The sequence below is a fragment of the Komagataeibacter xylinus genome, from assembly GCF_009834365.1.
GTDB classification, from domain to species: domain Bacteria; phylum Pseudomonadota; class Alphaproteobacteria; order Acetobacterales; family Acetobacteraceae; genus Komagataeibacter; species Komagataeibacter xylinus_D.
The window spans coordinates 3,455,779-3,462,500 of the sequence record NZ_CP041348.1; the positions used below are offsets into that span (position 1 = coordinate 3,455,779).

At 60.4% G+C, this 6,722-nt stretch carries 5 protein-coding genes, 1 tRNA gene and 2 rRNA genes (1 of these 8 running past the window's edge); 2 read left to right on the forward strand and 6 right to left on the reverse strand.

The features are described from left to right. Window positions 1-111: 111 nt before the first annotated feature. The 3 genes from FMA36_RS16485 to recD2 all read right to left on the reverse strand — a co-directional run bounded on the left by FMA36_RS16485 (window position 112) and on the right by recD2 (window position 3,017). Window positions 112-405: a type II toxin-antitoxin system RelE family toxin gene (locus FMA36_RS16485; RefSeq protein ID WP_003618711.1), complete on the reverse strand. Its 294-nt coding sequence runs from the start codon at window positions 403-405 to the stop codon at window positions 112-114. Further along, window positions 402-662: a type II toxin-antitoxin system RelB/DinJ family antitoxin gene (locus FMA36_RS16490; protein ID WP_003618686.1), complete on the reverse strand. Its 261-nt coding sequence runs from the start codon at window positions 660-662 to the stop codon at window positions 402-404. The genes FMA36_RS16485 and FMA36_RS16490 overlap by 4 nt, the downstream gene beginning before the upstream one ends. 168 nt (window positions 663-830) lie before the next feature. Next, the gene (gene recD2 / locus FMA36_RS16495; RefSeq protein WP_040000208.1) at window positions 831-3,017 is read right to left on the reverse strand and encodes an SF1B family DNA helicase RecD2; all 2,187 of its coding nucleotides are present in this window, start codon (window positions 3,015-3,017) and stop codon (window positions 831-833) included. Window positions 3,018-3,258: 241 nt separating this feature from the next. Between recD2 and FMA36_RS16500 the strand changes: the two genes are divergently transcribed. Both FMA36_RS16500 and FMA36_RS16505 read left to right on the forward strand, forming a co-directional pair. Further along, window positions 3,259-3,447, forward strand: a complete 189-nt coding sequence (locus FMA36_RS16500; protein WP_083824344.1) for a hypothetical protein — start codon at window positions 3,259-3,261, stop codon at window positions 3,445-3,447. 13 nt (window positions 3,448-3,460) lie between these two features. After that, window positions 3,461-5,140 (forward strand): recombinase family protein, encoded by a 1,680-nt coding sequence (locus FMA36_RS16505; protein ID WP_159264080.1) that lies wholly within the window; start codon window positions 3,461-3,463, stop codon window positions 5,138-5,140. Here FMA36_RS16505 and FMA36_RS16510 read toward each other — a convergent pair. The 3 genes from FMA36_RS16510 to FMA36_RS16520 all read right to left on the reverse strand — a co-directional run. Continuing rightward, window positions 5,097-5,173 (reverse strand) — tRNA-Met (locus FMA36_RS16510). The genes FMA36_RS16505 and FMA36_RS16510 overlap by 44 nt on opposite strands. 20 nt (window positions 5,174-5,193) lie before the next feature. Continuing rightward, window positions 5,194-5,309: ribosomal RNA gene (gene rrf / locus FMA36_RS16515) — 5S ribosomal RNA — on the reverse strand. A gap of 114 nt (window positions 5,310-5,423) precedes the next feature. Continuing rightward, a 23S ribosomal RNA gene (locus tag FMA36_RS16520) occupies window positions 5,424-6,722 on the reverse strand; it runs 1,439 nt beyond the window's last position.

Here is a 6,722-nt window from a genome sequence, read left to right on the forward strand (position 1 = left end):
TGGCGCCTCACGTCAAGAAAAACCGGGAATAGTCTGTTATTCGAGAAACTTAACCGGGCATTGAATGGCAAAAATGAGGGCGGGAGCTGACTTTCTACCAAGAAAGTAAATTCACTCTGTTCGCTTCGAAGCCAGTTCATAAATCTCATTATCGGCTCTCCGGCCAACGGCAATTACATAGATGACGATCCGTTCGTCGATGACCTGATAAACAAGGCGGTAACCATCTTTCAGAAGCTTGATCTTATAAAACCCTGATAGGTCGCGATGCAGTTCGTTTCCTGGAGAGTGAGGGTTCCAGATCAGCTTTTCCAGCTTCTTTTCAAATTTCTTACGCACGCTGCCGTCAAGAGCATCCCACTCTCTGAGTGCTCTGTCGTCGAATTCAAGACAATACTCTTTCATTCGCGATGACGGTTCTTAAGCTCTGCAAAAGTCATACGATGCTTTTGGGCAGGGTTTTTTAGGCGTTCGCGCACAATCTCGATAAGCTCCGCATCCTCGTCTGTGACAAGCCTCCGCTTGACGGGAGAGCGACCCGTTTCAGCAATATACGCGAGCGTATCGCGCAGTGCGTCAGAAAGTGAAATGCCTTGAGCCGACAACTTCTTAACTGCGGCTGCCTTCAGCGTTTCATCTACCCGGAATGTAACAGCAGACATACAAAGCCTCCTTGCGTGTATGCACATATGTATCACAGCTGTTGGTACAAATGAAGCGAAAGATGGTCGATGCTGATGTCTGCATTCGAGAAACCTGATCGGTTGCGGAAACGGCAGAAAAGAGGCGAAAGCCGACATGGGGACACACCCTTCACCCCCGCCACTCCATCATGCGACGCTACCGGCCAGCCACTCCCTGAGCTTCGACCACCGTCGCCTTCCGCCCTGGTTTCGCACGGCCATGCCCAGCGCCTTCTTCTGCCCCACAAGCACGACGAGCTTCCGCCCCCGTGTCACGCCCGTGTAGAGCAGGTTCCGCGCCAGCATGGCGTAATGCTGCGTCACCAGCGGGATGACCACCGCCGGATATTCCGATCCCTGGCTCTTGTGGATCGTGGTGGCGTAGGCCAGCACCAGTTCGTCCAGCTCGCCGAAGCCGTAAACGACCTCCCGTCCGTCGAATGAGACCGTCAGTTCGCCTTCTTCGATATCGATCCTGTCGATAACGCCGAGATCCCCGTTGAAAACGTCCCGGTCATAATCGTTGGCGATCTGCATCACCTTGTCACCGGGACCATAGGTCCAGCCAAACCGCTCGACCTTCACCTCGCCCGGCGGGTTCAGCGCCTGCTGCAATTCGATATTCAGCGACCGCGCACCAAGGCCACCCCGGTTCATCGGGCAAAGCACCTGCACGTCGCGGACCGGGTCCAGTCCGAACCGCGCCGGAATGCGATCCTTCACCACCACCAGCAACTTGCGCAGCCCGATCTCCGGTTCCGCCGCCTCGACGAAGTAGAAATCCGACCCTTCCTCCGCGCTCAACTCCGGCATTTTGCCTTCGTTAATCCGATGCGCATTGGTGATGATGCGGCTCTGCGCCGCCTGGCGGAACACCTCGGTCAGCCGCACCACAGGGACAGCACCGGAGGCGATGATATCGGCCAGCACCTGCCCCGGTCCGACCGACGGCAACTGGTCCACGTCGCCCACGATCATCAGGGCTGCGCTATCGGGCAACGCACGCAGCAGGGAGCGCATAAGCAGCACGTCCACCATGCTGGCCTCGTCCACGACCAGCAGATCGCAGGTCAGCGGGTTGGTATCGTCCCGCTTGAAGCTGCCGGTCGCCGGATCTGTCTCCAGCAGGCGGTGGATGGTCTTGCCTTCCAATCCGGTGCTTTCCGACAGGCGCTTCGCCGCCCGTCCCGTTGGCGCGCAGAGCTGCACGTCCGTGCCCTTGGCCGTCAAGATCTTCAGGATGGCGTTGACCAGCGTGGTCTTGCCGACGCCAGGACCACCGGTGATCACCAGAACCTTGCTGCGCAAAGCCAGGCGCACCGCCTCCTGCTGGCTGGGAGCCAGAGCGAGCCTGGTCTTTTTCTCCACCCAGGTCATGGCTTTTTCAGCATCGATCTCCGGCCAAGGCGGTCGGCCGACGGTACAGGCATGCAGTCGCTCGGCGATGCTCTGCTCCGCGCGATAGAGACCAGCAAGGAAGATACAACTCGTCTCTCCCACGCTGTCAGCGACCACGTCGCCCGCTTCCAGTTCCAGTGTGAGGGCTGTCTCGATCAGAGGGGCGGCGACCTCCAGCAGTTCGGCGGTGCTGGTCAGCAATTCCCCGACCGGCAGACCGCAATGCCCCTCATCCATGGCCTCGCCGAGCGCGTAGGAGATCCCTGCCCGCACCCGGATCATCGCGTCGGGTGCGATCCCCATCTTCCGGGCAATCTGGTCGGCGGTCTTGAACCCAATCCCCCGGATGTCTTTCGCAAGCCTATAGGGATTTTCGCTGATCAGTTGGACCGCATCCTGACCATAGGTCTTGAAGATACGCACCGCCCGCGAGGTGCCGACACCATTGCTGTGCAGAAACAGCATGATCTCGCGGATCACCTTCTGATCCGCCCAACCACCGACAATCCGTTCGGCCCGCTTGGGGCCTATGCCCGTCACCTCCCGCAGGCGTTCAGGTTCCTGCTCGATCAGGTCGAACACCGCCTCGCCGAACGCTTTCACCAGCTTCTTCGCGTAGACGGGGCCGATGCCCCGGATCATGCCGGAGCCCAGATAGCGTTCGATGCCCTCGACCGTGGTCGGCGGGCTGGCCTTGAGGAACTCGACCTTGAACTGCAGCCCGTGGGTATGATCGTTGAACCAGCGCCCCGACATCTGCACGAACTCGCCTGCCGAGATCATAGCGGCATGGCCGACGACAGTGACCAGATCGCGCTGTCCGCGCACCTTCACCCGCAGAACGCAGAAGCCGTTCTCGGCGTTGTGGAACGTCACCCGCTCCACGAGGCCTGCCAGCGCTTCCGTGAGCGAAGAGTCGGTGGCGCGTCCGCTCATCCGGCCTGCCGGAGGATCGGCACTTCCGTATCGTTCATGATTCGCCCTCCCCTTCCGTCACGCCGCCGTAAGCCAGTATTTGTACGACGCGCCTCTATCCGGGACTACCCATAACTACGATTCCGCACTCTGGAGCACGCGCAGGCGCGACCTTCCACAATGCGGATTTCCTTTGAAATAACAGTCATCTGTCCGGATCGTGCATCTGTTTTCCTTGCCATGCGGTCGGAAGAGAGCAACGATGACCGACAGACCCAGCCAGTCCATTGCCCCGGCGTATCGACCACCCGAGCCCGAATTGCGGCTTGTCCTGCGCCCCGATGCTCCCGACCCGCGTCTCGTGGCGCTCGTCCGCCTCATGGCCCGTCGCGCGGCACGGGACTGGTTCCGATCTCAGCAACAGGAGCAGCGCCGCCGCTCCGGACCGTAAGGGATACCCCGCCATGAAGGTCGCGCTCTACGCCCGCTATTCGTCCGACAACCAGCGCGACGCCTCGATCGCTGACCAGCTCCGCGTCTGCCGTACCTACGCGGAAAAACAGGGCTGGACCATTGTCGAGGAATATACCGACCACGCCGTCTCGGGCGCGTCTTTAATGCGGCCCGGCATCCAGGCGCTGATCGCGGATGCACAGCGCGGACGGTTCCAGATCGTGCTGGCCGAGGCGATGGACCGCCTTTCCCGCGACCAGGAGGACATCGCCGGCGTCTTCAAACGCATGAACTATGCTGGCGTGCGGATCGTCACCCTCTCCGAGGGCGAAGTCTCCCACCTCCATGTCGGCCTCAAGGGCACGATGAACGCCCTGTTCCTGAAAGACCTGGCGGAGAAGACCCATCGCGGCCTGCGCGGCCGGGTCGAGCTGGGCAAGTCCGGCGGCGGCAATGCCTACGGCTATGACGTGGTACGCAAACTCGACGCCAATGGGGAGCCGATCCGGGGCGACCGCACCATCAACTCGCAGGAAGCCGAGGTGGTCCGTCGCATCTTTCGCGACTTCGCAGCCGGGCTGGGACCGCGCGCCATCGCCTTCCGTCTCAACGACGAAGGCATCTCCGCACCGGGCAGCGGGGCCTGGGGCTTCTCGACCATCAATGGCAACCGGCTACGCGGCACCGGGATCCTCAACAACGAGATGTACGTGGGCAGGCTGGTCTGGAACCGCCAGCGTTTCATCAAGGATCCCGACACCGGCAAGCGCCAGGCCCGCCCCAATCCGGAAGCCGAGTGGGTGATCCAGGAGGTGCCGGACCTGCGGATCGTCGATCAGGATCTGTGGGATGCCGTCAAGGCGCGGCAGGCCAGCGTCAGCGCCAGCCACGACACACGCGACACATCCTCGCCTGACCATTTCCGCGAGAAGCGCCGTCCCCGCTATCTGTTCTCCGGCCTGAGCAAATGCGGCTGCTGCGGCGGCGGCTATTCGATGATCTCCGGCACCTTGCTCGGCTGCTCGACCGCCCGCAACAAGGGCACCTGCGACAACCGGACCAATATGCGCCGCGAGGAACTGGAGCGGCGCGTGCTCGACGCCCTGCGTCACCACCTCATGGACCCGGACCTGTTCGCCGAATTCTGCTCGGCCTTCACCACCGAGATGAACCGACTGCGCATGGAGGCATCGGCCGACATCGGCGCAGCGGAATCAGAACTGAAGCGGGTCGAGCGCGACATCCAGCGCCTGATGGACCTCTACCTTTCGGAAGCGATCTCGATCGAGACGGTCAAGGAACGCGGATCGAAACTCGAAGCCCGCAAGACAGAACTCAAGGAGTTCCTTGCGACTGCCGAAGCACCCCCGCCCCTGCTCCATCCCCAGATGGCGGAGTTCTACCACCGGCAACTCGCACGCCTGCACGACATGCTGCATTCCGAGCTGGACGAGAAGCGCCAGGAGGCGGCCGAGGTGATCCGCTCGCTGATCGAGGCGATCATCCTCACGCCGTCCGACAAGGGCCTCCAGATCGATGTCCGGGGCGATCTTGCCGGCATCCTGACGATGGCGTCGGGCGGACAAACGAAAACCCCAGCCCGTTTCCGGACTGGGGTTCGTGATGCGTTCTTATCGCAATTTGAGATGGTTGCGGGGGCAGGATTTGAACCTGCGGCCTTCAGGTTATGAGCCTGACGAGCTACCGGGCTGCTCCACCCCGCGGTTGTGGGGGAGACTGGAAGACCTGGCGGCGACCGACTTTCCCGTGCCTTAAGGCACAGTATCATGGGCGCTGGGGGTTTTCACGGCCGAGTTCGGGATGGGATCGGGTGGATCATTCCCCGCCATGGCCACCAGGTCATCCAGTCTCCCCGGTATGGGGTTGGACTGGAAGTGGATGGGTTGGTGTGTATGATTTTGTGTTGAGAGTGGATGACTGCTGTGCATGTGTGTTGCCCTTTTAAGGGGCCTTGGAATGAGCCTATTGGGCGATTAGGACCAGTCAGCTGCACGCATTACTGCGCTTCCACACCTGGCCTATTGACGTGATGGTCTATCACGGCCCTTGGGGAGACCTTGTTTTGAGGTGGGTTTCCCGCTTAGATGCTTTCAGCGGTTATCCCGTCCACACTTAGCTACCCGGCTGTGCCGCTGGCGCGACAACCGGTGCACCAGAGGTATGTTCATCCCGGTCCTCTCGTACTAGGGACAAATCCTCTCAAGTCTCCAACACCCACGGCAGATAGGGACCGAACTGTCTCACGACGTTCTAAACCCAGCTCACGTACCACTTTAATCGGCGAACAGCCGAACCCTTGGGACCTGCTCCAGCCCCAGGATGTGATGAGCCGACATCGAGGTGCCAAACCTCCCCGTCGATGTGGACTCTTGGGGGAGATCAGCCTGTTATCCCTAGAGTACCTTTTATCCGTTGAGCGATGGCCCTTCCACGCGGGACCACCGGATCACTATGGCCGACTTTCGTCTCTGATCGAGCTGTCACTCTCACAGTCAGGCGGGCTTATGCCATTGCACTCGACAGCCGGTTTCCGACCGGCCTGAGCCCACCATCGCGCGCCTCCGTTACACTTTGGGAGGCGACCGCCCCAGTCAAACTGCCCACCATGCAGGGTCCCGGACCTGGCTAACAGGCCTCGGTTAGACATCAGAAACAGTCAGGGTGGTATTTCAAGGATGGCTCCACCGGAACTGGCGCCCCGGTTTCAAAGCCTCCCACCTATCCTACACAGAATGTCTCTGATGCCACTGCAAAGCTGCAGTAAAGGTTCATAGGGTCTTTCCGTCTGACCGCGGGTACCCCGCATCTTCACGGGGAATTCAATTTCGCTGAGCCGATGCTGGAGACAGCGGGGAAGTCGTTACGCCATTCGTGCAGGTCGGAACTTACCCGACAAGGAATTTCGCTACCTTAGGACCGTTATAGTTACGGCCGCCGTTTACCGGGGCTTCAATTCGGTGCTTGCACACCTCCTCTTAACCTTCCGGCACCGGGCAGGCGTCAGGCCGTATACGTCGTCTCTCGACTTCGCACAGCCCTGTGTTTTTACTAAACAGTCGCTACCCCCTGGTCTGTGCCACCCGCCGATGGTTGCCCACTGACGGGTCTTGCTTATCCCGAAGTTACGCAAGTAATTTGCCTAGTTCCTTCAGCATCGTTCTCTCAAGCGCCTTGGTATTCTCTACCAGTCCACCTGTGTCGGTTTCGGGTACGGTCTATATGCCAGAGCTATTTCCTGGAATACTCCAAAAG